The organism is Achromobacter mucicolens, from assembly GCF_029866465.1.
GTDB classification, from domain to species: domain Bacteria; phylum Pseudomonadota; class Gammaproteobacteria; order Burkholderiales; family Burkholderiaceae_B; genus Achromobacter; species Achromobacter mucicolens.
This window is the reverse complement of sequence record NZ_CP123364.1, coordinates 837,355-862,426: the sequence shown is the minus strand read 5'-3', so window position 1 is coordinate 862,426 and position 25,072 is coordinate 837,355. Positions and strand designations below refer to the sequence as shown.

Below are 25,072 nucleotides of genomic sequence, written 5' to 3'. Positions count from 1 at the left end.
GCTGACGCCCATGTCCCCTCGGTGTCTGACACCGTCTCACTCTCCGAGCACCCAAATGCAAAAAGGCCCCGCGGGGCCTTTTTGCATTGCCTTGCCATACCGAAAAGACGTCATTCCCGCGCCAGCACCCCGGCTTCGACCAGCGCATCCGACAGGCGGATGTAGCGGTCCACCGAAATGTCCTCGGCGCGCGCGGTGGGCGCGATATCCAGCGCTTCCCAAGGCACTTGCGCGGCCCAGTCGGCCAGCACCCGCCGCAGCATCTTGCGGCGCTGCGAAAAGGCGCGTGCCACCACGGTTTCGAAAGCGCGCTCGCTGAGGGGCCGCTGGCGGTCCGCCGGCAACGGCACCATGCGCACGATCGCCGACACGACCTTAGGAGGCGGATCGAAGGCCTCGGGTGGCACGTCGAACAGCTTGTGCATCCGGTAGCGCGATTGCAGCATCACGGACAAGCGGCTGAAGTCGCCCGAGCCGGGCTTGGCCACCATGCGATCGATCACTTCGCGCTGCAGCATGAAATGCTGATCGCGGATGTGGTCGGCCCACGTCATCAGGTGGAACAGCAACGGGCTGGAAATGTTGTAGGGCAGATTGCCCACGACGCGCAGCGCGCCGCCAAACTGCGAGAAATCCACCGTCAGCGCATCGGCCTCGACCACCGTCAAGCGTGATGCGTCGAACTGCTTGCGCAGCCGGGCGGCCAGGTCGCGATCGATTTCGACCGCAGTGAGATGGTCCAGCCGTTCGAGCAGCGGCCGCGTCAGCGCGGACAAGCCAGGGCCGATCTCGACCACGGCATCGTCGCGGGCGGGCGCAACCGCCCGGACGATGGACTCGACGACGCTGTCGTCGGTCAGGAAGTTCTGGCCAAAGCGCTTGCGCGCCTGGTGTTGAGACATGAAAAGCCCGTAATGCGTTTAGCGGTTGTTCTGCTGGATTTTCTGCTGCTTCTCGAAGCGGTTATCGACGTACGCTTGTGCGCGCAGCTGCTCGAGCCAGTCTTCGAAGGCCGGCTGGGCGCGACGCTCGAACAGCGTCTGGCGGGCGCGCATGCGCGCCAGGTCGTCGGTCGCGTCGTGCTCGCGGCGCTCTTCCACCTGGATCAGGTGCCAGCCGAACGGCGACTGCACGGGCTGGCTGATTTCGCCAGGTTGCAGCGCGTTCATTGCGGCCTCGAACGGCGGCACGGTTTCACCCGGGTTCAGCCATCCCAGCTCGCCGCCTTGCGGCGCGCTGCCGTCCTGCGAATACTGGCGCGCCATTTCCTCGAACGTGGCGGCGCCATTGACCAGGCGCTGGCGAACCTGCTCCAGGCGCTGGCGGGCCAGATCATCGCTCATGACGGTCGAGGTCTTGATGAGGATGTGGCGGGCGCGCGTCTGCACAACCTGCGTCGGACCCTGGGGCGCCTGCTCGCGTGCGGCCGGTTGAGGCGCCGGTTGCGGCGCGGCTTGCGGTGCCGGGGCGCGGGCCGTGCGGCCGGGCGCGGGCTGGGCGGTGCCGCGGTCCATCACCTTGATGATGTGAAAGCCATTGCCGCTTTGGATCAGCTGGCTGACCTGGCCCTTTTGCAGATTGCTGATGGCCTTGACGAAAAGGTCAGGCCAGCCGTCCAGCGGGCGCACGCCCATGACGCCGCCCTGCAGCGCCTCGGGGCCGTCGGACGATGCCGCGGCCAGGCTGGCGAAATCGTCGCCGCGCTTGGCTCGCGCCAGCAGGCCTTCGGCCTTCTTGCGCAGCAGCGCCAGTTGGTCGGGCGACGATCCTTCCGGCACGCGCACCAGAATCTGCGCCAGCGCGTAAAGCATGGGGCCGGCAGGCGCGGCGGCCTGCTCGGGCGCGGGCTGCGGCTGCACCTGGGGCTGCGCTTGCGCCGCCTGCGCAGGCGCCGCGCCAAAAGCCGGGTTGCGGCGCTGGTCTTTCAGGAAGGCGTCGACTTCCGCGTCGGAAATGACGATGGTCGAGTCGACCGCGCGCTGGCGCAGGCGATCCGAACGGATCTCGTCGCGCAGCGATTTGCGGTAGTTTTCCCAGGTCGTGCCGGACTTTTCCAGTTCCTGGCGCAGTTGCTGCACCGTGATCTTGTTGCGCGAGGCGATCGCCTGGATGGCGGTGTCGATCTGTTTGTCGTCAACCCGGATGCCGAGGCGGTCGGCTTCATGGCGCTGCACGCGTTCCATGATGAGACGCTGGAGCACCTGGTGCTGCAGCGTCTGGTCATCGGGCACCTGGATGCCGCGCGACTTCAGTTCGCCGGCAATGCGCTGGGAAGCGTCGCGCAGTTCGCGCAGCGTGATCACGTCCTTGTCGACGATCGCGGCGATGCCGTCCACGAACTGCTCGCCCTTGGGCGCCGGCGCGTCCTGTTTCTGCGCGGCGGGAGCGGCCTTGGCGCTGTTGGCGCCGCGGCTGGTCTGCTCGGCCGCATGGGCGGCGGGCAAGCCGGCGCACAGGGCCAGCAGCAGCGCGTTGCCGGAGAGGCGGCGCAAAGAGTGCAACCTACGCATCATTCATACCTTTCAAATGTGGTCCCGGCCTGCGCGGGCGGCGTGACGCGCGTGTAACCGGGGATACTTCTGTTCAGCAGGCTCATGGGGTCGGTTCCGAGGGAACCCAGGCCCGTGAGCTCAAGCTGGAAGAACAGCGCGGAATTGGTGTCCGCCGCCGATACGGCGTAGCGCTGGTAGACCATGCGGCCCACCCAGCAGCAGTCGCCCTTGTACTCCAGGCCGGCGATGGCCTGCGTCACGCGCGGGGATTCCGTCGTATTGGCAATCGTACTGGACGGTCCGGAACGCAAAGAATAGTCGACCCGGCCCACACCGTACCAGCGCTTGCTGAATGGCCATTGAACGGCCAGGCTGACCTGGTTCTGACCCTGCGGCTGATAGAACACGCCCGGCTGCGGATCGCGCTGGTAGCGGTAGGCCACCGCCACCGTGGTCAGGCGCTGGGGCGACCAGCGCGCGCTGATGAGCCCGCGCGACCAATTGTTGTCGTAGGGGTTGTACTGCGCGGCGAGGTCCGTGTTGAGCGTATCGGTCAACGCGGCGCTGACGCCCACCAGGAAGTCGGAACGCACGTCCGTGCGCGGGGTTTCCAGCGGCAGCGTGACTTTCTGGTCTTCGAAGTACAGACGCTGCGCCACGCCCACCGACAGGCGCTCGAATCCGCTGTCGGCATCGAGCCAGCGCGTCGTCAGGGCCGCGGTCAGCTGGTTGGCGTTGGCGATACGGTCCCAGCCGCCCGAGTAGATGTTTTCCTCAAACGCCTGGGTGAAGCTGAAATCGGCCAGCGACGTGTCGAAGACAGGAATCTTGGACTGGTCGCGGTACGGCACGTACAGGTAATACAGCCGCGGTTCGAGCGTCTGCGTGGACGATTTGCCGAACAGCGTGGTGTCGCGCTCGAAGATCAGGCCCGAGTCCAGCGACAGGATGGGCACCGTGCGGGACTGCGAGCGCGGCAGGCCATTGGCCGTGCCGCCATTGAGCCCCTGCGCATCCACTCCATACCATTTGGTCTGATACGACGTGTAGTTCACGCCCGCCTTCGGGGTGATGAACCAGCCGGGGCGGACGATCGGATACGAGATCGTCGGGTAGGTCTGGAAGCGGTCGCCATCGGGGGCTCGCAACGCCGCGCCATACTCCGGCATGCTGAAGCGCACCGCGGTCGAGGTCCAGTCCAGGTCGAAGCCGCCGACGTCGTACCGCGAACCGCGCAGGTAGATCTCGGGTTCCTTGTTGTACGGCGGAACCAGCGGCGCATCGGGATCCTGCAGCGTCTGGAACTTGTAAACCTGCGCGTAGGCGCTCCAGTAGTTGGAGACCCAGCCCACGCGGCCGCGTTGCGGCAGGTAAGTCGTGGAGGCCTGGTTCAGGCCCAGCTGCGAAATGTCGCGGAAGTAATTGTCGTCCGAGACCTTGGCGATATCCCAGTCGGCGTAGAAACCGTGCGAGAACTGCTGCTGATGGCGCCACCAGTACATCCAGCGGTCGTTGCCCGTCACGTCGTCATTGGGCAGGTAGGTGCCGTCCATAATGCCGCTGTACCCGTAACCCAGATAGCGGAACTCGCCGCCCAGCTGGGTGCCGCGCTTGGAGAAGTAACGCGGCTGCACCGTCAGGTCGTAATTGGGCGCCAGGTTGAAGTAGTACGGAATCGAAATGTCGAAACCGCCCTGGCTGGTCGTGCCGTAGGTCGGGATCAGGAAACCCGACTTGCGTTCGCGCTTGACCGGGAAGGTCATGTAGGGCGACGCCAGGATCGGCACATCCTTGAAGTACAGGACGCCGCCGCGGGCGACGCCTTCGTTTTCGTCGAAATCGATATCGACCGAATTGGCCTTGATGTACCAGGACGGGTTTTCGCACGGGCAGCCGCTGTACGTCACCGTGTGCAGCCGCATCTGCGACTTGCTGAAAATGTCCGCGTGGTCGGCGACGGCAAAGCCGCCGGTGGCGCCCAGCCAGAAGTTGGGCTTTTCGACCTCGCCGGAATACCGGTCCACGTTGAACGTGGCGGACGGGCCCGTGACCAGGGTGCCATCGCGCATCATGCGGGCATTGCCGCGGACGTCGACCTTGCCGGTGTCCTTGCGGTAATTGATCGCGTCGCCCTTGATCACGCCGTCGATGCGGCGCACCTGCGCGTTGCCGGTCAGGTTGAGCTCGTAGTCGGGATCGCCCGAAATCGTGTCCGCTTCCATGAAAGCGGGAATGCTCTCGTCGGGCAACCGGTGCATGCGCAGGCCCGGCGAGGTGCGCAATTGCGGGGTTGACGTGACCGACGGCGCGGAAGCAGCGGCGCCCGGGCTACTTTGAGCCTGGGCGGCTCCGGCGGCGACGCTGACTACGGAGAGGATCAACCACGGAACCTTGCGCACGAATGAAAACAGCCCTTTATGACCATGGGAGAGCCGCACAAAGACGCCCACGCGGCGCCAATGCTGACGGAAACGAGCCGGTATTATAGAGAAGCCGCGAACAACGCCCAGCCTTATGTTCGCCAAATCGAAATTTCCCCAATTTTGCCCTTCTGACACGGATCTTCCTTGAAAAACGATCACGACCCCCGCTTGGCGCAGGTGCGCAACTGGCTGCAAGGCCTGCCCCCTGCCCTGAACCTGGCCGTGGAGACGCTGCGCCCCGCGTCGGCTGACGCAAGCTTTCGCCGGTACTTCCGGCTGGACGCGGGATCGCGGACCCTTATTGTCATGGACGCCCCGCCCCAGCACGAGGACTGCCGCCCGTTCCTGCATGTGGACAAGCTGCTGGCGGACGCCGGGCTGAACGTGCCGGCCGTGCTGGCGCAGGACCTGGACCAGGGCCTGCTGCTGCTGTCCGATCTGGGCGAACAAACCTATTACCAGCGCATCCAGGACGGCCTGGACGACGCCCAGCTGCAGACGCTGTACCGCGAGGCGCTGGCCGCCCTGGTCAAGCTGCAACAGGCCTCGACCGCCGGGCTGGGTGTCTACGACGGCACGCGGCTGGCCGACGAGCTCAAGCTGTTCCCCGAGTGGTACGTGCAAAAGCACCACGGCGTGACGATGGACGACAAGACCGCCAATGCGATGGAAAAGATCTTCGCCCTGCTGTCGGCCAGCAACGCCGGGCAGCCGCAGGTACTGGTGCACCGCGATTTCCATTCGCCCAACCTCATGGTCTGCGACCAGCCGCAATACGGCCCCAACCCGGGCGTCATCGACTTCCAGGATGCGCTGGCCGGTCCCATCACCTACGACCTGGCGTCGCTGGTGACGGACGCCCGCACCACCTGGGAAGAACCGCAACAGCTCGACTGGGCGATCCGCTACTGGGAAATGGCGCGTGCGGCCGGCCTGCCGGTCGACGCCGATTTCGCCGAATTCCACCGCGCGTATGAATGGATGGGCCTGCAGCGCAACCTGCGGATCCTGGGCGTCTTTGCCCGCCTGAACCATCGCGATGGCAAGGCCCACTACCTGGCGCACATTCCCCGCGTGAACGGCTACGTCCGCCAGGTGGCGCAGCGCTATGGCGTCTTCACGCCGCTGCTGCGCCTGCTGGACCGCCTGGACGACCGCCAGGTCAGCGTCGGATACACGTTCTGATGCGCGCCATGATTCTTGCCGCGGGCCGCGGCGAACGCATGCGCCCGCTGACCGACCGCCTGCCCAAGCCCATGCTGCCGGTCGGCGGCAAGCCGCTGATCGTCTGGCATCTGGCGCGCCTGGCCGCGGCCGGCATCCGCGACGTCGTCATCAATCACGCCTGGCTCGGCCACGAAATCGAACGCGCGTTGGGCGACGGCGCCGCGCACGGCGTGCGCATCAGCTATTCGGCCGAAGCCACCGCGCTGGAGACCGCGGGCGGCATCGCCCAGGCGCTCCCCCTTCTGGGCGACGACCCGTTCCTTGTCGTCAACGGCGACATCTGGTGCGACTGGAACCCGGCCGACGCGCACGACGCCGCCGGCCTCGTGACGCAGGGCGGCGCATGGCTGCTTCTGGTGGACAATCCCGCGCACCATCCTGCCGGCGACTTCGTCCTGACGGCCGAGGGGCGCGTGCTGGCGCAGGGCGAGCCCCGTTTGACCTTTGCAGGCGTCGGCGTCTACCATCCTTCGTTGTTCGCGGACGTCCCGCGCGGCCAGGCCGCGCCGCTGGCGCCGCTGCTGCGGCAGGCGATGGGCCAGGATCAGGTGCGCGGCGCGCGGCATGCCGGCCGCTGGACCGACGTCGGCACCCCGCAACGGCTCGCCGACCTGGACGCGGAACTGGCCAGCACGGCCGCGTGACGCTCACATATTTCACAATATCAAGGTGCGCAACGAGGCTTGTCCGCGCACGCAACGCCCCCGGCTAACGGGGTATTCTCTGACGCTTTGGCATGCGCGCGCGCCTGCCCACGAGCACATACACAGGAAGTTTTCTAGGAATGGGGATGTTTGGAAGATCGCAACGGGCCACGTTCAAGCCCTCCGTATACCAACCGGGACAACGCACGCGCCGCATGCCGCGCTGGCTCGTTCTGCTGCTGGTTGGCATTGCGCTTGGCGCGGGCGGCGTGCTCTTCCTGCAAACCAACTACGGTCCGCAACGCCTGACCGTCGAACAATCCGAACAGCTGCACAGCGAGCTCAGCGCCTCCAACATGGAGCGCCAGCGCCTGCAAACCCAGCTTGAAGAAGCTACCCAGCAGCGCGACGCCAACAAGGCCGGTCACGAAAAGCTGACCACCGACCTGGCGGAAAGCCGCGCCAAGATCGAAACCCTGAACAAGGAACTGGTGCTGTTCCAGGACGCCATGCCGCCCGACCCCCGCGGCGGCAACCTCGGCATCCGCTCGGCCACCTTCAAGCGCGCCCCCGGCCTGCTCGACTACCAAGTGCTGGTGATGCGCGAAGAACGCACGGGCGCGCCCTTCAAGGGCACGCTGACCTTCGCCATCGAAGGCTCCTACCCCAACGGCCGCTCCGCCACCGTGACGCCGGAAGGCCCCGCGCTGACGGTCGACCGCTACGACTACGCGCTGGGCCAGCTCAAGCTGCCCGACGGTTTCACCGCCAAGGTCGTGGTGCTGCGCGTGCTGGACGCCAACCAGAAGCAGCAGGCGATGCGGATCTACAACGTACGCAACTGACACACGCCACTGATGGCCGCCAATCGGCCTGAACCGGCCCCCAAACCCGCCCCTCGGCGGGTTTTTTATCGCCTTCAAAAATTGGTTGCGCGCGCAACATGCCGGGCATATAGTTGCGCAAACAACCAAATTCTGGAGACAGCATGACGCTCCCCTCGCACGTTCCCGTCCTGATCGCCGGCGGCGGTCCGGTCGGTCTGACCCTGGCCGCCCTGCTCGCCGAGTACGGCATCGCCTCCCTCACCGTCGAGGCCGATGAAGGCTATTGCAGCGGCAGCCGCGCCATCTGCATGTCGCGCCGGTCGCAGGAGATCCTGGGCTGGATCGGCGCCGACCGGCCGCTGATCGACACGGGTCTGGCCTGGACGGGCGGGCGAAGCTACTACCGCGACCGCGAAGTCCTGCACTTCCAGATGCCGCACGATCCCCTGCAGCGGTACGCCCCGATGGTGAACATCCAGCAGTACTACGTGGAGGAATTCGCGCACCAGGCCATGCGGCGCCATCCCGGCCTCGCCACGCTTGCCTGGTCGGCACGCGTCACGGCCGTGCAGCCCGGTCCGGACGGCGTATCGGTCGAGGTGGAGGCGAACGGCGCCCGCCAGACGGTGCGCGCCGATTGGCTCGTCGCCTGCGACGGCGGCCGCAGCACCGTGCGCGACGCGATGGGCTTGAAGCTGGAAGGCATGCAGTACGACGGGCGCTACGTCATCGTCGACATCGAACAGGCATCGCAACGGCCCGTCGAGCGCCTTGCGTGGTTCGATCCGCCCTCCAATCCGGGATCTACGCTGCTGATGCATCGCCAGCCCGGCAACGTGTGGCGCGTCGACTACCAGATCCGCGACGACGAAGACCCCGACGAAGCCGTCAAGCCGGAAAACGTGCTGCCGCGTGTGCAGAGCCACCTGGACATGATCGGCGAGACCGCGCCCTGGAAGCCGCTCTGGATCTCGATCTACAACGCCAAGTGCCTGACGCTGGATCGCTACCGCCACGGCCGCGTGCTGTTCGCGGGCGACGCGGGCCACCTCGTGCCGATCTTCGGCGTGCGCGGCCTGAATTCCGGGTTGGACGACGCCGGCAACCTGGCCTGGAAACTTGCCTGGGTGCTGAAGGGCCAGTCGCCCGACGCCCTGCTGGACAGCTACAGCATCGAGCGCGTCCATGCCACGCGCCAGAACCTGGCCTACGGCGCCAAGAGCACGGAATTCATGGCGCCGCCGGACTTCGGCTTCCGGCTCATGCGCGAGGCCGCGCTGCGCCTCGCGCTGGTGGACGACGGCGTGCGCTCGCTCATCAATCCCCGCCAGTCCGCGCCCATCTCGTACGACACCTCGCCCTTGAACCGCGAGGACCGCGCCCCCGAGGCCGGCCCGGCCGCCGCGCCGGGCCAACCGGCGCCCGACGTGCTGCTGCAGGATGGCGACGCGCCGCGATACCTGACCGCCCATTTCGGCGCGGGCTTCGTGGCGCTGGCCATTTCGCCCGACCCGGCCGTGTCGGCCGCGCTGGATGCGCTGGCCGCGGCCACGCAGGACTCGCCGCGACCACTACAGGTGTTGCGTGCCGGCCCCGGCGGCCTGGCCGACCCGCACGGCCAGCTCGCCTTGCGTTACGGCAATCAGGCCGGCGCCGTCTACCTGCTGCGCCCCGACGGCTACGTGCTGGGACGCTGGATTGCGCCTGCCGCCGCCGACCTGCGCGCCGCGCTTGCGCCCTACTACCCTTCGCTCACTTCCACTGCCACCTCGAAAGGCCACGCATGAATCCCGAAGCCCTGGACCAGGTCTACACCAGCATGGCGCAGACGCTCACGCGCGTCGGCGAAGCGCGCGCGCCGCTTTTTCTGTCGATACTCGGCTTGTCGCTGCTCAGCCGCCTGCCGTCGGCCGAAGAAGCCCTGTCGCTGCTGGCGCAGGCCGAAGCCGCCAGCCTGGATGACGGCGGTGTGGCAAACTATCCGGCCTCATCCTGCGCGGGCGCCGATCCCGCCCGTCCGACGTGAAAACGCCCGCCCTGGAACGATTCCTCACCTATCGCCTTCACGTGCTCAACAAGATCACGGACCGCGACACGAATCGGGCCTATCTCAAGGACTGCGACATTCCGCTGGGCGAGGCGCGGTGCCTCGCCGCCATTGGCCGGTTTGCACCGCTGTCGGTCAACGACCTGGCGCGCGCCGCCAACCTGAACAAGGGCCAGGCCAGCCGCTCGGCGCAGGCGCTGGTGGATCGCGGGCTTGTCGAAAAGACGGTCTCCGCGTCCGACGGACGCGGCGTGGTGCTGGCGCCGACCGCCGACGGCCTGACGCAGTACCGCCGCATCGTCGACCTCATTGCGCGCCGCAACGACGAAATCTTCGGCTGCCTGACCGCCGATGAACAGCAGCAATTCGGCGACATGCTCGACCGCCTGATCGGCCACCTGCAAACCGAGGCCGGCGACACGGCGGACTGAGCAGCGGGCCGCTCAGCCCGACCACTCCGCCAGCCGCCAAGGTCAGGGTTGCGCTTTGGGCGCCGTCGCGCCCGCGTGTTCGGCCGCCTCATCCATGAACTGCGCCATCCGCACATCCAGCTCGGTCACACCGCCCGCGTCATGCGTGGTCAGCGTCACGTCCACGCGGTTGTAGACGTTGGTCCACTCGGGATGATGGTTCAGCTTTTCCGCGAACATCGCCACCCGCGCCATGAAGCCGAACGCGGCGTTGAAGTTGGGAAAGCGATAGCGCTTTTCGATGGCATCGCGCATGGCCACGGCCTGCCAGCCGGTGAGCGCGGCAACCGCGGTATCGGTACCGATGCAGGCGGGAGGAAAATCGCTCATGACAGACTCCGGAAAGAAAAGGCGGCCGCGCATCGCGCCAGCCGCCTGACAGCAAGGAACGCGCCCGTGCTTACTGCCGGACCGCGTACAGGTAGATCTCCACGCGCCGGTTCAGCGCGCGCCCTTCGGCCGTCGCATTGTCGCCGATCGGATCGTTCGGACCCCGGCCTTCCACGGACAGACGCGTGCCCGCCACACCCTGCTTGGCCAGGTAATCGGTCACGCTCTTGGCGCGGTTCACCGACAGCGTCTGGTTGTGCGCAAGCGAACCCGTGCTGTCGGTATGGCCGACCACCTTGGCCCGCAGCTCGGGATGCTGGTTCAGCGACCGCGCCACGCTATCGAGCACCGGCAGCAACGCCGGCTTGAGCTGCGTCTTGTCCGTATCGAACGACACGCCGCTGGGAATATTGACCTTCAGGCTGCCGTCGGGCATTTCCACGACGTCGATGCCCAGCGACGAGGCGCCGGAACTCTGCACGTCCTCCTTGACCACCTTCCAGTTGTAGCCCACCAGGCCGCCCGCCACCGCACCGATGCCCGCGCCGATCGCCGCGCCCTTGCCGTGCCCGATCAGCGCGCCAATGCCAGCGCCCAACGCCGCGCCCGCGCCCGTACCGACAGCGGTATTCGTTTGCTGTTGCGTCGCGCAACCGGCCAGCAGCACGCCCGCGGTCGCAAGCATGGCGATCCGGTTGATTGTTCTTGAGTTCATGGCAACCTCCACTGTCCATCCAGATACCGGTTCATTCCGGCGAGGATCATGCTAGCAAGGGGCTGCGGGGCGCCGGGCAACATTTTGTACGCCCTGACGGCCCGCCCATGATCACGGCTGCCAGTTATGCGTGCTGTAGCGGTCGTTGTCGATGCGGTTCAGGATCGGCAGTCCGGTGCCCGCGTCCTTGGTCTGCATGTCGATGTAGGCCTGGAACACGTCGGCGTCCAGCACACCGATGTCGGAACGGCGCTCGGACGGCACGTTGGCCAGGGTGGCGTAGCCGTCACCGCCCGTCGCATTGAAGCTCAGCACGAAGAGGCGATAGGTGCGCGCATTGTCCAGCGGCAGCCACGTGCGGGTGGCCTGATCCAGGTACTGAAAGTTGCTGGCGCGGCTGCCCTTCGCGTTGGAGGCCGTCACGTCCCAGCGCAGGCCTGCCGCGTAGGGATAAGGACCGTCCTTGCCGCCCGGCTTGTACGTCGCGTCCAGACCGTCCTCGACCATGGACCGGACCTCATTGGCGGTCAGGTCCAGACGCCACAGCATGTTGCCGAACGGCACGACGGCGATCACGTCGGCCGCCGTCACGGAGCCATTCAGGGCGCGCCGCACACCGCCGCCGCTTTGCAGGGTCATGTCGGCGCCGCCGTATTCGGCGTTGGCCACATCAAGATACGCTTGCGCCACCAGTTGCTGGATGTCGCCGCCGCGCAGGGCGACGTTGCCTTCGCTTTCGCAAGCCGGACTGGCTGCATTGCTGGCGGGCGTGGGGCCCGGAATGCGGCGAAAGCACAGCTCCAGCGGCACCTGCGCAACGTTGGTCTTGCTGAAGACGTCGATCTTGTCCTTGAAGGGCTTCAGCACTGACAACGCCGCAGCGTCCGGCGTCTGCTCACGCAGGAAACCGCTGGCCGCAACCTCGGCCTTGAAGGCGGCGCGGTCGGCGTCGGAGGCCGCAACCAGGGCGCTGCCCGACTTGACGCGGTAGTCGGTGTCGATCAGCACGTGGGGCGTGCCGGCGCAGTTCGTCACGTCGCCGTTGGCGTCGAAGCTGACCTTCAGTTCGCCCACGACTTGCGAGTATTCCCATGCCTGCACCAGGCAGACGGGTTTGCCGTCCTTGTCGGCCAGACGGGTCGGATAGGCGCCGCCCGGCGTGCCCACGGCCATCGTCTTCATCGAGTCGGGACCCAGCAGCGTGTGCGAATCGCCGCCCACCACCACGTCCACACCACTCAGCTTGGCAATCACTTCCTTGTCATAGCCGTAGCCGATGTGGCTGAGCAGGATGATCTTGTTGACGCCATCGGCGCGCAGCGCGTCGATCTGCCCCTGCGCGGCCACGGCTTCGTCGGTGAACGTCGTGTCCGCATTGGGGCTCGACGATTCTTTGGTCTTGCTGGCGATGGTCAGGCCGACGATGCCGATCTTCTGGGCGTCGCGCTCGACGACGATGGCAGGCTTGATCAGATCGGTGCCGTGCAGCGGCGAACTTGCGCCAAACGCGACGTTCGCACTCAGGACGGGCGTCTGGCACGCACCGGCATGCAGGAAGTCCACAAAGCGCTTCAGCCCGTCGTCGCCCTTGTCGAATTCATGGTTGCCCACCGCCATGGCATCGAAGCAGACCGTGTTCATCAGCGCGGCATCGGCCTCGCCCGGCGCGCCGGCGCGGTTGAAATACAGCGTCCCGGTCTGCGCATCGCCCGCATGCAGCTTCAGCACGTTCGGCAAATTCGCGGCCAGCTGGTCGATGGCGGCTTTCACGCGCGGCATGCCCGCGGCCGACACGGTCACGTCGGTATCGACCCCGGCCGCATTCTTCAAGGTCAGCGTCTTGTCCTTGCCGTCCAGCGTGGAATGGTGGTCGTTGATATGAAGGATCGTCAGTTCCAGCGGCCGGGCCTGCGCGGGCGGCTCCTCGATGACCGGCGGCGTTTCGTCATCGCTGCCATTGTCGCCACCGCAGCCCGCGATCAGCGTCATCGCACTCATGACGGCGCAGGCGAGCACATTCCGATTCCAGAACTTCATTTCCTTTTTCCCGTGGAAGCTGTTCGAGGCCCGCATTCTGTGTGCCGCGCATGACGCAACGATGAATGCAAGCTGAAAACCTTCCACGCAAAAAAATGATTGTTTTCGGCCGGCGGGTAATGGTTTTGACTCGTTTTTTGCGTACCGCGCGGGCTCGCGCGCGCGACCTTGGCGCCCCGAGTGATCGCGCAATCGCGTCCCGCCGCGCGCTGGCAAACGGAAGAAAGCTGCGCTAAATTCGAAAATGGAATATTCAGTTACAGGTGTGTCGGTCAATCTTTGATGATCGCGTCACACTTCGATACTGGTTCTTCGGCGCCTCCCGCGCGCCCAAACAGGCCAACGGCCAGGACGGTGATACGTTGCGCGGCTCGGCCAAACAACGCCGGGAAACCCAGAACGGCGCAGGACAAGGAGAAATAAAAAGGAGGCTGTAGATGAAATGCCCCCCACCTTTGCCAAGCGAGACCGAAAGACTGCGCGCCCTGTCGGAATATGGGCTGGATGCGCGGCGCGCGCTCCCCAGTCTTGATCCGGTCGTTCGCATTGCGTCGCGCATGTTCAACATGCCGGTGTCGGCCATCAACATGATCGGCAGCGATCACGTCTTCTTTGCGGCCAGCACAGGCTTCGAAGAGACCGACATGCGCCGCGACCTCTCCTTTTGTGCCCATGCAGTCTTGCAGGACGACGTCATGGTCGTGCCGGATGCCCGGCTGGACGATCGCTTTCACGACAACCCCCTCGTCTGCGGGGCGGCAAGAATCCGGTTCTATGCCGGCGTGCCATTGAATTCCCCCGAAGGCCATCCGCTGGGCGCGCTGTGCGTCATCGACACGGAACCGCACTCCGACTTCAGCGAGGAAGACTAGGACCGGCTGCGCGAACTGGCCCGAATGGCCTCCGACCGCCTGGAGCTTCGGCGTGTCGAGGTCAACGCCGAACGCGCCCGAAAAATGAGCGATCTGGCCTCGGTCGAGCGGCAGACGCATCTGGCCGCGCCGCGTGCCGGTGCGGACCCCGCGCCCATGCGGCATGACGAGGACGCACGCAAGTTCACCGGCTTCGATCCGCTGACCGGCCTGGCCAACCGCGGCGTCTTCTATCGGCGCGTGGAAGAAGTCCTGACGCGCCCGTCTCCTGCCGCCATCCTGATGCTGGACCTGGATGGGTTCAAGGACATCAACGACACCCTGGGCCACGCGATCGGCGACGCGATCCTGCGCGAACTAGCGGCGCGCCTGGAGGCGACGGCGGATCCCTGCGACACCGTCGCCCGCCTGGGCAGCGACGAATTCGCCATCCTGCAGCAAGACGCCGGCGACCTGACGCAAGCGACGGAGTTGGCGCAACTGGCCCTCGCGCGGATTGCCGAACCCTCCACATCGGCGGGCAGGAGCTTCGGCTTACCGCAAGCTGCGGCGTGGCCATTGCACCGCTGCACGCCCACGAAGCGCTCGAGCTCGTCGGCAACGCCGATCTCGCCCTGGTCAAGGCCAAGGCGGGCGGCCGCGGCCGCGTCTCCGTCTTCGCCCCCAACCTGCGCCTGGAAGCCGTCGCACGCCGCCTGTATGGCATGGAGCTTCACCGCGCGGTCGCCAAAGGCGAATTCCTGCTCTTCTATCAACCGCAGATCAACCTGGCCACCGGTGCGCTGACCGGCGCCGAAGCGCTGTTGCGATGGCGTCATCCCCAACTGGGCCTGCTGGCGCCGGCAGTCTTTCTTCCCTCCTTGGAGAGCGGACCGCTGGCGGCCACCGTCGGCTCATGGGTGTTGAACGAAGCGTGCAGCCAAGCCGCATTCTGGCGCCGCAGCGGCTTGCACGACTTTCGCATCGCCGTGAACCTTTTCGGCGCGCAGTTCCGCGAAGGCGACCTGGCGGCCGAGGTTGCGCAGACGCTCGACCGGCACGGCCTGCCCCCCGAGGCGCTGGAACTGGAGATCACCGAGAACATCGTGCTGAACCATGACGCCGCGGTGCTGGAAATGCTGCAGCGCCTGCGCGCGCAAGGCGTGAGCATCTCGTTCGACGACTTCGGCACGGGCTATGCGTCGCTGAGCCTGTTGAAGACCCACCCCATCACGCGCATCAAGATCGACCGCTCGTTTGTCAGCGGCATGCTGGACTCGAACCGCGACGCCACCGTGATCCGCGCCATCGTGGACGTGGCGCGCAGTTTTGACCTGAACACCATCGCCGAAGGCATCGAAACGGATGCGCAACGCGAACGGCTGCTGGCCGAGCATTGCGAAGAGGGTCAGGGGTATCTGTTCGGCAGGCCGCTACCGGCGCAGCAGTTTGCGCAGGCGTTTGGGATCGAGACGGCGTTGCGGATATTGGCGTGAGGGTTGCGCGCGCCAAGCCAATAATTGCGACGCAATGCAAAAAGCCCACCGAAACCGGTGGGCTTTTTGATGTACTGCCAAAGAATTCTGGTGGGCTGTGAGTGGCTCGAACACTCGACCTACGGATTAAGAGTCCGTTTTAGGGGTGTTTTTCCAGGGGCAGACCAACATGAATATCTAGAAAAATCATGAGCTTAGCTTACCGGAACTTACCGCAACATAACGCACTTTACTGCGGTCAGTGCGTTAAAAGTGCGGTCAATTTCGATAGCGCCGGCGTGGATTGTACGGCCTACCGGACGGTACTGCCAGGCGGCCATGGCTACCCTTGCCTGTCTATACTTTTTGCTGGCATGTGCCAGTGCCTTCACGAAAGTAAAGATGGAAAAGCTTCTTACCTCCGATCAGCTGGCCGCCGTCCTGGGCTTGTCTGTGCAGACCTTGTACAACCGACGCACTCGCGGAGAGCCGCTCCCTCCTTGTGTGAAAGTAGGCCGACTGTTGCGTTATGAACAAGGGGAGGTCCATGCTTGGCTGGTATCACAGCGTGAAGCGCAGCATGTCCCACAAGTAGCGCTTGCCACATCTGAGCGAACAGCAGCTCCACAGGTTGCACGCCGACGTGGGCGACCAACTAAGGCTGAGCAGCTCCAACGACGGCAGGTAGCGAAGCAAGATTAGACGTTAAGGCGAAACCCGGCCAAAAAAGCCCCGCCATTTGCCGTGTTCCTTCGCAGCGAGTCCGCCACATACGCGGTTCTGCATCCGGTTTCGGAAAAACACGTCAAGGACCGACTGCATTGTCAGCCGATCACAGCCCAGCAAGCTTAGGGAGAGCTCGGCTCTACCTTACTGAATGTCGAAGCGTAGGTAATGCCACAGTGTGCTACTTTCCCTCGTTGCCAGTACTACAAAATTAGTTACATACCAATGATCGACGACATCAAGCGGACGTTATGGTCCGCGGCAGACAAACTGCGCGCCAATATGGATGCGGCCGAGTACAAGCACTTGGTGCTAGGCCTGATCTTTCTGAAGTACATCTCGGATGCTTTCGCGGCACGGCAGGCTGAACTGCGTGCACGTTTCGCCAACGAGAACGATGAGTTCCACTTTCCCGGTGCTAGCGAAGATGAGCTGACCGCCGAGCTGGAAGACCGCGACTACTACACCGCGGCCAATACTTTCTGGGTACCTGAAGCCGCTCGTTGGGAAAGTCTGCGTGCCGCCGCCAAGCAGCCCGACATCGGCAAGCGCATTGATGATGCCCTGACTGCCATCGAGGCGGAGAACCCCAAACTCAAAGGCATTTTGGACAAACGCTATGGCCGTGCCCAGCTACCGGACGGCAAGTTGGGCGAACTCGTGGACTTGGTGTCCACCATCGGTTTCGGCAGCGATGCCAACGCAGCCCGAGACATTTTGGGTCAGGTGTACGAATACTTCCTGGGCCAGTTTGCCAGCGCCGAAGGCAAAAAAGGCGGTCAGTTCTACACGCCTGCCAGCATCGTCAAGACCTTGGTGGCTGTCCTCGCCCCGCACAAGGGCCAAGTGTATGACCCATGCTGCGGCTCGGGCGGCATGTTCGTGCAGTCAGAGAAATTTATCGAGGCACACGGCGGCAAGATTGGAGACGTGTCCATTTATGGGCAAGAGTCCAACCCCACCACTTGGCGCTTGGCGGCCATGAACCTGGCAATTCGGGGCATCGACTTCAATCTCGGCAAGGAGCCGGCTGATACCTTCACCCGCAATCAGCATCCTGACCTGCGCGCCGACTTTGTCTTGGCGAACCCACCGTTCAATATCAGCGACTGGTGGCACGGCAGTCTGGAAGGCGATGCACGCTGGCAGTATGGCGACCCACCCCACGGTAACGCCAACTACGCCTGGCTACAGCACATGCTGTATCACCTGAAACCCACCGGTCGCGCGGGCATTGTGCTGGCCAACGGCTCGATGAGCTCGAGCCAAAACAACGAGGGCGTCATTCGCGCCGCCATGGTCGATGCTGACGTGGTCGAAGTGATGGTCGCGTTGCCGGGGCAGCTATTCTTCAACACCCAGATACCGGCCTGCCTGTGGTTCTTGGCCAAGCAGAAAAAACGCAAGGGCGAAGTGCTGTTCATTGACGCGCGCAAGATGGGGAGAATGATTTCCCGCGTGCAGGCTGAGCTGGATGACGCAGCTATTGCCCGGATCGCAGAAAACGTCGCCGCATGGCGTGGGGAAGTCGAGGATGGCTCCAGCATTACGGAGTATGCAGACGTGGCAGGGTTCTGCCGCAGCGTGTCGTTGGCTGAAATCGCTCAGCACGGGCATGTACTGACGGCCGGACGCTATGTGGGTGCAGCAGAGGTCGAGGACGACGATGAAGCCTTTGCCGAAAAGATGCAGAAGCTGACTGAAAAGCTGGGCGAACAAATGGCAAAGGGCGCAGAGCTTGATGCACTGATCCGGCAGAAGCTGGGGAGGCTGGGTTATGAGTTCTGAATGGCCAACAGTGCGCCTCGGTGACCATATCGAATCTTGCCTCGGCAAGATGCTGGACGCCAAGAAGAATAAAGGAGCGTATCAGCCGTACCTAGGCAATAGCAATGTACGCTGGGGAGCCTTTGACCTTACCAACTTGGCAGAAATGAAGTTCGAAGCCAATGAGGAGGCCCGATACAGTTTAGAACCTGGAGACCTTGTTGTCTGTGAAGGTGGGGAGCCAGGGCGGTGCGCTATTTGGACTGGCAAAAAAGGGATGAAGATTCAAAAAGCTCTTCATCGCATTAGGCCGAAAAAAACTCTCAACAACTACTATCTATTTTACTGGTTCGTTTACTCAAGCAAGTTAGGACTTTTGGAGCCATACTTTACGGGCACGACCATCAAGCACTTAACAGGAAAAGCCATATCTGCACTAGAGCTTCGTTTGCCGCCAATATCGACGCAAGTTGCGGTGGTTGCAGTCTTGAAGCTCCTGGATGACCGCATTACCCTTCTGCACGAAACCAACAAGGTCCTCGAATCCATCGCCCAAACCATCTTTAAGTCCTGGTTTGTGGACTTTGACCCGGTGCGCGCCAAAATGGAAGGCCGCCAGCCAGAAGGGATGGATGAAGAGACAGCAGCATCATTTCCGGATTCATTCGAGGAGTCGGAGTTGGGGTTAATTCCAAAGGGGTGGAAAGTCACTGAACTTAAGAATATATGCCAAACGACCATTGGAGGCGCTTGGGGTAAAGACACCAAGGAAGATGAGCAATTAGTGCCCGTAGTTAGCTTACGAGGCGTAGACCTAGAGAATTTACGAAACTTTGGATATGCCCAAGCAGCTCCTATTAGGTGGTTCAAGCCAAACGCATTAGAGAAAAGGCGGCTTTCAGAAAATGAAGTGTTGATAGCATCTTCTGGCGCAGGTCCGTGTGGGCGCCCATTATGGGCCAGTTTGGCTTTTGAAGAAATTTATAAAGCTCCTGTTGTTTTTTCCAATTTCGTTAAACGTTTGGATTGTGGTTCCCCATGGAGGGCGATTTTTATTGACCGGGTGCTTCATAACATGCGAAACACGGGTGAAATATGGAACTACATCAACGGAACCTCAATACCGAATCTTGATGATGGCTTACTGCTATCAACAAAGAAAATTTGCTTGCCTAACGAACAGTCTTTGCGTGCCTACGAATCAGTTAGTAGAGCAATCTATGAAAAGCTTTACTCGCCCTACGCACAGCAGCTCGCCATCGCTCGAAACTCATTGCTACCCCGACTTCTGTCAGGTCAATTACGCCTCCCCGAGGCCCAAGAACAAGTAGAGAGCGCGTTGCCATGACCGAAGACCAACTCGAACAGGAAACCTTGGGCTGGCTTGCAGAGGTAGGCTACTCCGTGCGTAGTGGCCCGGACATCGCCCATGATGGCTCAGACCCGCAGCGCACCAGCTACACGCAAGTCATTCTGCCCCAGCGTTTGCGAGACTCCATCGACCGCCTGAATCCGCACATCCCCGCATCCGCGCGTGACGATGCGTTCAAGCAAGTCGAAAACCTCGATACCCCTGTCCAGTTGGTCGCCAACCGCACGTTTCACAAGCTGCTGACCAACGGCGTGAACGTCCAATATCAAACGGATGGCGAAACCCGAGGGGATTTCGTGCGCTTGGTGGATTGGGCCAATCCGCAAAACAACGAGTTTTGGGCAGTCAGTCAATTCACCATAAAAGGCCCGCACCATACCCGGCGACCAGACATCATTCTGTTCATCAACGGTTTGCCACTGGCGCTGATTGAGCTGAAGAACGCTGTCAACGAAGATGCAGACATCTGGAAGGCCTACGACCAGATTCAGACATACAAGGCACAGATTCCAGACGTCTTCGAGTACAACGAAATTCTGGTCGTGTCCGACGGTAGCGAAGCACGGTATGGTTCACTGTCCGCCAATGCCGAGCGCTTCATGCAATGGCGAACGATTGATGGCATAGAGCTTGACCCATTGGGGCAGTTCAACGAGCTCGAGACGCTGGTGCACGGTCTGCTCGCGCCTGCATACCTGCTCGACTATCTGCGCTACTTCGTGCTGTTTGAAGACGACGGCGCCCTCATCAAAAAGATTGCCGGCTACCACCAGTACCACGCCGTGCGGCTGGCCATCCAGCACGTGGTTGAGGCGTCGCAACTACAAGGCAGCGCGAGCCAGCGCGGTAAAGGCGGCGTGGTATGGCACACCCAGGGCAGCGGCAAAAGCATCACCATGACCTGCTTTGCCGCCCGCGTGATGCAGGAACCGGCCATGCAGAACCCCACGGTTGTGGTCATCACCGACCGCAATGACTTGGACGGCCAATTGTTTGGGGTATTCAGCCTGTCGCAAGACCTCCTGCGCGAACAGCCCGTAAAGGCCGATACCCGTCAGGACCTGCGTAGGTTGCTGACCAATCGTCCTTCAGGCGGCATCGTCTTCGCTACCATTCAGAAGTTCATGCCTGGAGAAGATGAGGACACCTTCCCGGTCCTGTCGGACCGCGGCAATATCGTTGTGATTGCGGACGAAGCCCACCGCACGCAGTACGGTTTCGAAGCCAAGCTCAAGACTCGCAAAAGCAAATCCTTCAGTACCACCGAATACGGTCAGTTGGCTGCGAACGATGACCTGGGTGTTGGCGAGACCACAGCGTTGGCGGTTGCAGAACCCACGGTCACCTATCAGGCGGGTTACGCGCAACATCTGCGGGATGCGCTGCCCAACGCCACCTTTGTGGCGTTCACGGGCACCCCCGTCAGCAGCACCGATCGCGACACGCGCGCCGTATTCGGCGATTACATCCATGTCTACGACATGCAGCAGGCCAAAGAGGATGGCGCCACCGTGGCCATCTACTACGAGTCGCGCCTGGCCAAGCTCAAGCTCAAGGAAGCCGATCTGGCGTCTCTGGATGAAGAGGTCGACGAACTCGCCGAAGACGAAGAAGAGCAGACTCAGGCTCGCCTGAAATCGAGATGGGCAGCCCTGGAAAAAGTCGTGGGTGCCGAGCCGCGCATTGCTAGCGTGGCTGCCGACCTCGTCGAGCACTTCGAAGAGCGCAACAAGGCGCAGGATGGCAAAGCCATGGTGGTCGCGATGAGCCGCGACATCTGCGTGCACCTCTATAACGAAATCATCAAGCTGCGTCCCGACTGGCACGACGAAGACCCCGAAAAAGGCGCTATCAAGGTCATCATGACGGGCAGCGCGAGCGACAAAGCATTGCTGCGCCCGCACATCTACAGCGGTCAGGTCAAGAAACGGCTAGAGAAGCGGTTTAAAGACCCTAAGGACCCACTGCGGCTGGTCATCGTGCGCGACATGTGGCTGACCGGCTTTGACGCGCCGTGCGTGCACACCATTTACATCGACAAGCCCATGAAGGGCCACAACCTCATGCAGGCCATCGCCCGCGTGAACCGTGTCTTCCGAGACAAGCAAGGCGGCCTGGTGGTCGACTACATCGGCATTGGCAATGAGCTCAAGGCCGCGATGAAGGAGTACACCGCCAGCAAGGGCCGCGGTAAACCCACGGTCGATGCCCACGAAGCCTTCGCCGTATTGCTCGAGAAGCTCGACGTCCTGCGCGGCATGATGCACGGCTTCGACTACTCGGGCTTCAAGACTGGCGGCCACAAGATTCTGGCGGGTGCCGCAAACCACATCCTGTCGCTACGCCCGCCCGCGGGCGACAAGGACGCCAAGCTAGACGGCAAGAAGCGATTCGCCGACAACACGCTGGCCCTGAGCAAAGCTTTCTCCCTGTGCTGCACGCTTGATGAGGCCAAGGCGCTGCGCGACGAAGTAGCGTTCATGCAGGCCGTCAAGGTCATACTGACCAAGCGTGACATCAGCACGCAAAAGAAAGCCGACGAGCAGCGGGAAGCCGCCATCCGTCAGATCATCAATCAGGCCGTGGTCAGTGAAAGCGTGGTCGACATCTTCGACGCCGTGGGTCTGGAGAAGCCTAACATCGGCCTCTTAGATGACGAGTTTCTTGCTCAAGTTCGCAACCTGCCTGAGCGCAACCTGGCTGTCGAGCTGCTGGAGCGCCTGCTGGAAGGAGAAATCAAAAGCAAATTCGCCAGCAACCTGGTGCAGCAAAACAAGTTCTCCGACATGCTCGCCAATGTCATCAAGCGCTACCAGAATCGCAGCATCGAGACGGCCCAAGTCATGGAAGAACTGGTGGACATGGCCAAGAAGTTCCGTGAAGCGGCGAAGCGCGGCGAAGAGCTAGGGCTAACTGAGGACGAGATCCGTTTCTATGACGCTCTGGCCAACAACGAATCTGCTGTGCGCGAATTAACCGACGAAACGTTAAAGAAAATCGCGCATGAACTGACAGAGAACCTGCGCAAGAACATTACGGTTGACTGGTCAAAACGCGAAAGCGTGCGGGCAAGTCTGCGGCTCATGGTCAAGCGCATATTGCGCAAGTATAAGTACCCGCCCGACATGGCGGATTCTGCCGTTGAACTGATTCTAATGCAGGCTGAAAGGTTGGGAGAAGAATGGGTTGCTTGAGTTGTCGCGCCGATCGCAATGGACCGAGCCGATTCGCGCTGCCAAGGCGGGGCGACAGGGAGGCATTAAGAAGTTAGACAGCGGAAGTACGTAAGAGGGCGTTCCCGACTGTGAGCGGCCGACCGCCGACGGCGGCTATTCAGCGAGTCAACTACTATCTGATGAGGATGCCCATCTCCACGGCCGCGGTGCATGCCTCACCTCTTGCCGACCCGCCACCATCTCCGCGAGCTTACAGGCCCGCAGGATGGCAACGCGACGCTTGCACAGCGAAGCTCGCAGTGTTCTGTTCCAGCACCTAGATCCATTCGCGGTCGCCGTTGGCGTGACCTTCACGCTGCCCGGTATCGACTTCATGGGGCTTGATCCTGGTCAGCAGCGTCTGCGCCGAACATCCAATCTTAGTTGGGATTGACTTGAGAGCGTCCCACAACGATGGCTACTGGTTTCGATGATCCTGCCCCAGGTGCAACGCCCGCCCGCGCGTTTCAGGGAGAACTTGTGCGGTGGTAAGTTCAGGCTCTTGCCATTCGCTATAGAGCATGCGTTCGACCTCTAGCATGGTTACTGGATAACGTTCCAGCAGATGAGCCAAGTGAGTCTGGTCTAAAAGCTCCACCGAGTTGAGGGCCGCGTTCTCCTTTGCTTGCCGGTTGAAGAACTGGTTGGTAAGGCAAACTTTCTCGAATTCAACGCCGGGATGCCGACGGCGATAGAAAGCTTCCCCTGTCACTACCTCTTTGACAGCATCCCAGTTAAGTGCCGCACCATGGGTGCCGCTGGTCTTAACCTGAAGCAGTTGTCCTTTTCGGCCTGCCTGCACGACCACGTCAACGCCGTTGTCGCCTGTGGCCGGCGTGCGATAGCAGCTATAACCGCGTTTCGTCCACAAAACGGCCGCCAAACACTCGAAGTGCTGCCATTCCATGCATAGCGCCATGTCCAGCGTGACCCGCTCGTCAATATTGGCGGCTTCTGCGGCAGGAACAACGTCGGCGAGATTGAAGTCCCCGGGACTGACGTCGCCTGAGCCGTTAAGCATGTCCTCGGCCAGACCTCGCTTGTATGTCAACAGAAGGTCGAGCTTGACGTCGAACGTCATGAAATCGTTCGCCTGGACTACGGGGTAGTAGACGTAAACATCCTTCTTCTGGCCAATGCGATAGGCGCGGTCGGTTGCCTGGTCTTCTTTGGCAGGATTCCAGGTGCGTGTGTAGTGGACAACATGGTTCGCCGCCTGAATGTTCACCCCGAAGCCGACGGCCACGGGCGAAAGAATAAGAACGCCAAATCCGTCCATAGCCTGGAAGGCCTTGATGCGCTTCTGTCGACTCGATGAGTGGCTTGCAGAAGCGCTGGTGTCCCCATTGATGATATCTGGCTTGAAGGCCAGCTCCTCTTCGATGTAGTGCTGCAACAATCGCTGGATTTCGCGAAATTCGCAGAAGACAATAACCTTTTCCCCCGCCTTCTTGATGACTTTCAGTTGACCCAAAAGCCAGTCCAGTTTTGGCGCCTTTTCGCGATACAGCTTGATAGACTCCGCTTTAAACACATTCAGTCCATGCGGGCGAGGGTCTGTACATACAAGGCGAAGATAGTGCAGCAGGCCTAGATGGTTCTTAAACGGTGTTATCTCATTAAGGTCGCCGCGCTTCTTGAAACTCTCAATGGCCTTAGCGTACAAGTTCCGCTGCACGTTCGACAACGGGAGCCGCCTACAATCGTCCACAATGACTTTCCTCTTCAGGTCAGTCGCCACGTCAGCTTTCATTCGGCGCAGGATTTGCGGGGCGATGCGCCCCCGGAGTTCCTCCACCCTCGCCTTTTCCTCGTCCGTCTTCGCCTCGATTGGCTTTCTGTATCGCTGTCCGAAGTCATTCAGAGCACCAAGAAGCCCCGGCTGCACGTAGTCGAAAAGGCACCACATATCTGCCAGCGTGTTTTCCACTGGAGTTCCGGTGCATGCAATCTTGAAGGCAACATTCTGCTTTTTTGCTGCGCGCGTGACCATCGCTGCGGGGTTCTTGATACGCTGAGCTTCGTCGCACACCATCAGCGACCACCGCTGAGCTGCGAACGAAAACTCCAAATCGCGCAGGGTCTCGTACGTGGTTAGCACGACCTTTGCACTACCAATCCAGTCTGGTCTAAGGAATTTGACAAGGCCGTCGTCCGTTTGCAGCCGCTCGTCAATCTGAGCTCGCGGAACTCGCAGCGACTTCAACGCATCGCCATACGCCGTGAGCAATGGTAGCGTGCCCTCCTCGAAGAACTTCCGCGCCTCTTCGGCCCAGTTCTCGAGCAATGACACAGGCGCGACGACCAGCATTGGCTCAATATTCGGGTCTCGCTCGAGCAAATATGCCATCATCGCCAATAGCTGGAAGGTTTTCCCCAATCCCATGTCATCAGCAAGCACCGCCCCTCTGACCTGGTAGTCCGTCTGCAGGCTGTAAAGATGCTGCATCCATG

At 62.3% G+C, this 25,072-nt stretch carries 19 protein-coding genes and 2 pseudogenes; 13 read left to right on the top strand and 8 right to left on the bottom strand.

Going from position 1 to position 25,072, the window contains the following annotated elements; all coding sequences use genetic code 11:
- Nucleotides 1-110 precede the first annotated feature (110 nt).
- From rsmA to QEP15_RS03855, 3 genes are read right to left on the bottom strand one after another with little or no spacing between them, the layout of a single operon-like run.
- Entirely contained in the window at nucleotides 111-902 is a 792-nt protein-coding gene (rsmA, locus tag QEP15_RS03865) for a 16S rRNA (adenine(1518)-N(6)/adenine(1519)-N(6))-dimethyltransferase RsmA (protein WP_280148463.1), read from the bottom strand.
- A gap of 18 nt (nucleotides 903-920) precedes the next feature.
- Entirely contained in the window at nucleotides 921-2,513 is a 1,593-nt protein-coding gene (locus QEP15_RS03860) for a peptidylprolyl isomerase (protein WP_280148462.1), read from the bottom strand.
- Nucleotides 2,510-4,891, bottom strand: a complete 2,382-nt coding sequence (locus QEP15_RS03855) for an LPS-assembly protein LptD (protein ID WP_056322662.1) — start codon at nucleotides 4,889-4,891, stop codon at nucleotides 2,510-2,512. The genes QEP15_RS03860 and QEP15_RS03855 overlap by 4 nt, the downstream gene beginning before the upstream one ends.
- A gap of 168 nt (nucleotides 4,892-5,059) precedes the next feature.
- Here QEP15_RS03855 and QEP15_RS03850 point away from each other — a divergent pair, with 168 nt between their 5' ends.
- From QEP15_RS03850 to QEP15_RS03825, 6 genes are all read left to right on the top strand, one after another.
- Nucleotides 5,060-6,100: an aminoglycoside phosphotransferase family protein gene (locus QEP15_RS03850; RefSeq protein WP_152383487.1), complete on the top strand. Its 1,041-nt coding sequence runs from the start codon at nucleotides 5,060-5,062 to the stop codon at nucleotides 6,098-6,100.
- Nucleotides 6,100-6,786, top strand: a complete 687-nt coding sequence (gene murU / locus QEP15_RS03845) for an N-acetylmuramate alpha-1-phosphate uridylyltransferase MurU (protein WP_142050881.1) — start codon at nucleotides 6,100-6,102, stop codon at nucleotides 6,784-6,786. Before QEP15_RS03850 ends, murU begins: the two co-directional genes overlap by 1 nt.
- 146 nt (nucleotides 6,787-6,932) lie before the next feature.
- Complete coding sequence (locus QEP15_RS03840) at nucleotides 6,933-7,631, top strand: DUF6776 family protein (RefSeq protein ID WP_056320887.1); 699 nt, start codon at nucleotides 6,933-6,935, stop codon at nucleotides 7,629-7,631.
- Nucleotides 7,632-7,774: 143 nt separating this feature from the next.
- Nucleotides 7,775-9,400: an FAD-dependent monooxygenase gene (locus QEP15_RS03835; protein WP_280148461.1), complete on the top strand. Its 1,626-nt coding sequence runs from the start codon at nucleotides 7,775-7,777 to the stop codon at nucleotides 9,398-9,400.
- On the top strand, nucleotides 9,397-9,639 hold the full coding sequence (locus QEP15_RS03830) for a hypothetical protein (RefSeq protein WP_280148460.1): 243 nt from the start codon (nucleotides 9,397-9,399) through the stop codon (nucleotides 9,637-9,639). Before QEP15_RS03835 ends, QEP15_RS03830 begins: the two co-directional genes overlap by 4 nt.
- The gene (locus QEP15_RS03825; protein WP_142050890.1) at nucleotides 9,636-10,091 is read left to right on the top strand and encodes a MarR family winged helix-turn-helix transcriptional regulator; all 456 of its coding nucleotides are present in this window, start codon (nucleotides 9,636-9,638) and stop codon (nucleotides 10,089-10,091) included. The genes QEP15_RS03830 and QEP15_RS03825 overlap by 4 nt, the downstream gene beginning before the upstream one ends.
- A gap of 42 nt (nucleotides 10,092-10,133) precedes the next feature.
- Here QEP15_RS03825 and QEP15_RS03820 read toward each other — a convergent pair whose 3' ends face one another.
- From QEP15_RS03820 to QEP15_RS03810, 3 genes are all read right to left on the bottom strand, one after another.
- The gene (locus QEP15_RS03820; RefSeq protein ID WP_062841672.1) at nucleotides 10,134-10,460 is read right to left on the bottom strand and encodes a 4a-hydroxytetrahydrobiopterin dehydratase; all 327 of its coding nucleotides are present in this window, start codon (nucleotides 10,458-10,460) and stop codon (nucleotides 10,134-10,136) included.
- A 70-nt stretch (nucleotides 10,461-10,530) separates the two neighbouring features.
- Entirely contained in the window at nucleotides 10,531-11,175 is a 645-nt protein-coding gene (locus QEP15_RS03815) for a YiaD family glycine zipper/OmpA-like lipoprotein (protein WP_280148459.1), read from the bottom strand.
- A gap of 111 nt (nucleotides 11,176-11,286) precedes the next feature.
- Nucleotides 11,287-13,212, bottom strand: coding sequence for a bifunctional metallophosphatase/5'-nucleotidase (locus QEP15_RS03810; RefSeq protein WP_280148458.1), 1,926 nt, complete (start codon nucleotides 13,210-13,212; stop codon nucleotides 11,287-11,289).
- Nucleotides 13,213-13,649: 437 nt separating this feature from the next.
- Between QEP15_RS03810 and QEP15_RS03805 the strand changes: the two genes are divergently transcribed.
- From QEP15_RS03805 to QEP15_RS03775, 7 genes are all read left to right on the top strand, one after another.
- Nucleotides 13,650-14,084 (top strand): GAF domain-containing protein, encoded by a 435-nt coding sequence (locus tag QEP15_RS03805; protein ID WP_280148457.1) that lies wholly within the window; start codon nucleotides 13,650-13,652, stop codon nucleotides 14,082-14,084.
- A 24-nt stretch (nucleotides 14,085-14,108) separates the two neighbouring features.
- A complete protein-coding gene (locus tag QEP15_RS03800) occupies nucleotides 14,109-14,870 on the top strand; it encodes a diguanylate cyclase domain-containing protein (RefSeq protein WP_280148456.1) in 762 nt (253 codons plus the stop codon).
- A complete protein-coding gene (locus QEP15_RS03795) occupies nucleotides 14,789-15,559 on the top strand; it encodes a putative bifunctional diguanylate cyclase/phosphodiesterase (RefSeq protein WP_280148889.1) in 771 nt (256 codons plus the stop codon). Before QEP15_RS03800 ends, QEP15_RS03795 begins: the two co-directional genes overlap by 82 nt.
- A gap of 318 nt (nucleotides 15,560-15,877) precedes the next feature.
- Nucleotides 15,878-16,240, top strand: coding sequence for a helix-turn-helix transcriptional regulator (locus QEP15_RS03790; protein WP_342032962.1), 363 nt, complete (start codon nucleotides 15,878-15,880; stop codon nucleotides 16,238-16,240).
- 249 nt (nucleotides 16,241-16,489) lie between these two features.
- Nucleotides 16,490-18,052, top strand: coding sequence for a class I SAM-dependent DNA methyltransferase (locus tag QEP15_RS03785; RefSeq protein WP_280148455.1), 1,563 nt, complete (start codon nucleotides 16,490-16,492; stop codon nucleotides 18,050-18,052).
- Nucleotides 18,042-19,379, top strand: a complete 1,338-nt coding sequence (locus QEP15_RS03780) for a restriction endonuclease subunit S (protein ID WP_280148454.1) — start codon at nucleotides 18,042-18,044, stop codon at nucleotides 19,377-19,379. The genes QEP15_RS03785 and QEP15_RS03780 overlap by 11 nt, the downstream gene beginning before the upstream one ends.
- Nucleotides 19,376-22,597 carry a type I restriction endonuclease subunit R gene (locus QEP15_RS03775; RefSeq protein WP_280148453.1) on the top strand — a complete coding sequence of 1,074 codons (3,222 nt, stop codon included), beginning with the start codon at nucleotides 19,376-19,378 and terminating at the stop codon, nucleotides 22,595-22,597. The genes QEP15_RS03780 and QEP15_RS03775 overlap by 4 nt, the downstream gene beginning before the upstream one ends.
- Nucleotides 22,598-22,898: 301 nt before the next feature.
- Here the strand turns inward: QEP15_RS03775 and QEP15_RS25980 are convergent.
- Together QEP15_RS25980 and QEP15_RS25975 are read right to left on the bottom strand one after the other, a co-directional pair.
- Nucleotides 22,899-23,141 (bottom strand): annotated as a pseudogene (locus QEP15_RS25980) (hypothetical protein); the annotation flags it as partial.
- Between the two features lie 96 nt (nucleotides 23,142-23,237).
- Nucleotides 23,238-25,067 (bottom strand): annotated as a pseudogene (locus QEP15_RS25975) (SNF2-related protein); the annotation flags it as partial.
- Nucleotides 25,068-25,072 lie beyond the last annotated feature (5 nt).

Coding starts and splice junctions, on each gene's coding strand:
- QEP15_RS03780 (WP_280148454.1), top strand. CDS start 18,042: ATGAGTTCTGAATGGCCAACAGTGCGCCTCGGTGACCATATCGAATCT.
- QEP15_RS03790 (WP_342032962.1), top strand. CDS start 15,878: ATGGCTACCCTTGCCTGTCTATACTTTTTGCTGGCATGTGCCAGTGCC.
- QEP15_RS03830 (WP_280148460.1), top strand. CDS start 9,397: ATGAATCCCGAAGCCCTGGACCAGGTCTACACCAGCATGGCGCAGACG.
- QEP15_RS03810 (WP_280148458.1), bottom strand. CDS start 13,212: ATGAAGTTCTGGAATCGGAATGTGCTCGCCTGCGCCGTCATGAGTGCG.
- QEP15_RS03835 (WP_280148461.1), top strand. CDS start 7,775: ATGACGCTCCCCTCGCACGTTCCCGTCCTGATCGCCGGCGGCGGTCCG.
- QEP15_RS03820 (WP_062841672.1), bottom strand. CDS start 10,460: ATGAGCGATTTTCCTCCCGCCTGCATCGGTACCGATACCGCGGTTGCC.
- QEP15_RS03795 (WP_280148889.1), top strand. CDS start 14,789: ATGGAGCTTCACCGCGCGGTCGCCAAAGGCGAATTCCTGCTCTTCTAT.
- murU (WP_142050881.1), top strand. CDS start 6,100: ATGCGCGCCATGATTCTTGCCGCGGGCCGCGGCGAACGCATGCGCCCG.
- QEP15_RS03785 (WP_280148455.1), top strand. CDS start 16,490: ATGATCGACGACATCAAGCGGACGTTATGGTCCGCGGCAGACAAACTG.
- QEP15_RS03860 (WP_280148462.1), bottom strand. CDS start 2,513: ATGATGCGTAGGTTGCACTCTTTGCGCCGCCTCTCCGGCAACGCGCTG.
- QEP15_RS03840 (WP_056320887.1), top strand. CDS start 6,933: ATGTTTGGAAGATCGCAACGGGCCACGTTCAAGCCCTCCGTATACCAA.
- QEP15_RS03800 (WP_280148456.1), top strand. CDS start 14,109: ATGGCCTCCGACCGCCTGGAGCTTCGGCGTGTCGAGGTCAACGCCGAA.
- rsmA (WP_280148463.1), bottom strand. CDS start 902: ATGTCTCAACACCAGGCGCGCAAGCGCTTTGGCCAGAACTTCCTGACC.
- QEP15_RS03815 (WP_280148459.1), bottom strand. CDS start 11,175: ATGAACTCAAGAACAATCAACCGGATCGCCATGCTTGCGACCGCGGGC.
- QEP15_RS03805 (WP_280148457.1), top strand. CDS start 13,650: ATGAAATGCCCCCCACCTTTGCCAAGCGAGACCGAAAGACTGCGCGCC.
- QEP15_RS03775 (WP_280148453.1), top strand. CDS start 19,376: ATGACCGAAGACCAACTCGAACAGGAAACCTTGGGCTGGCTTGCAGAG.